The 610-nt window shown below is 62.1% G+C and carries 1 protein-coding gene and 1 pseudogene; one reads left to right on the top strand and one right to left on the bottom strand.

What is annotated here, in order from left to right:
• Positions 1-97 precede the first annotated feature (97 nt).
• A complete protein-coding gene (locus tag AC0KUR_RS38080) occupies positions 98-235 on the bottom strand; it encodes a hypothetical protein (RefSeq protein WP_175891702.1) in 138 nt (45 codons plus the stop codon).
• Positions 236-283: 48 nt separating this feature from the next.
• On the opposite strand from AC0KUR_RS38080, the pseudogene AC0KUR_RS38075 reads away from it, so the two are divergent.
• Positions 284-610, top strand: a pseudogene (locus AC0KUR_RS38075) (IS21 family transposase); the annotation flags it as partial.

Below are 610 nucleotides of genomic sequence, written 5' to 3'. Positions count from 1 at the left end.
TGCGTATTTCGGCGAACGTGATCAGCGATTTCGGTTGAACGTGATCAGTGGTTCCGATTGATGGTGATCGGCCGTTTCGGTCGAAGGTGATCGCTGATCACCGGTTTCCGAAACGAGCGATCATCTTGCCGAAACGGGTGATCACGTTCCCGGAATGAGTGATCAGCGAACCGAAACAGCTGATCACGCGACCGAAACGGGATGGCCGTTCCGGCTCGGCGGTGGTGTTGCGCATGTGAACAACGACGGGCGTTAGCCTTGTCTCTTTTTAGGGGACAGGTTGATGCCGGCACATCGGATGAGCATGCGCAAACTGAAGGAAGTATTGCGGCTGAAGTGGTCGTGCGGCCTGTCGCACCGCCAGATCAGCCGCGCGATCGGCATCAGCGTCGGCGCCATCTCGGCATACGCCGCACGCGCCAGCGCGGCGGGCCTCGACTGGGCTGCCGTCGAACCGCTCGCCGACGACGAGCTCGAGATCAGGTTAGACCTGCCGGAGGAAGCAGCAGCCCCGACCCGGCGGGTCGATCCGGATTACACGGTGATGCACCGCGACCTGCGCCGCAAGGGCGTGACGCTGCAGCTGCTCTGGGAGGAGTACGTCGAGGCC

It is taken from the genome of Burkholderia sp. YHN3-13, assembly GCF_055810675.1.
The sequence above is the reverse complement of the archived record's forward strand: the minus strand, read 5'-3'. Positions and strand labels throughout refer to the sequence as shown.

Excerpts from the sequence above, each read along its gene's own strand:
- AC0KUR_RS38080 (WP_175891702.1), bottom strand. The coding sequence starts at position 235 with ATGCGCAACACCACCGCCGAGCCGGAACGGCCATCCCGTTTCGGTCGC.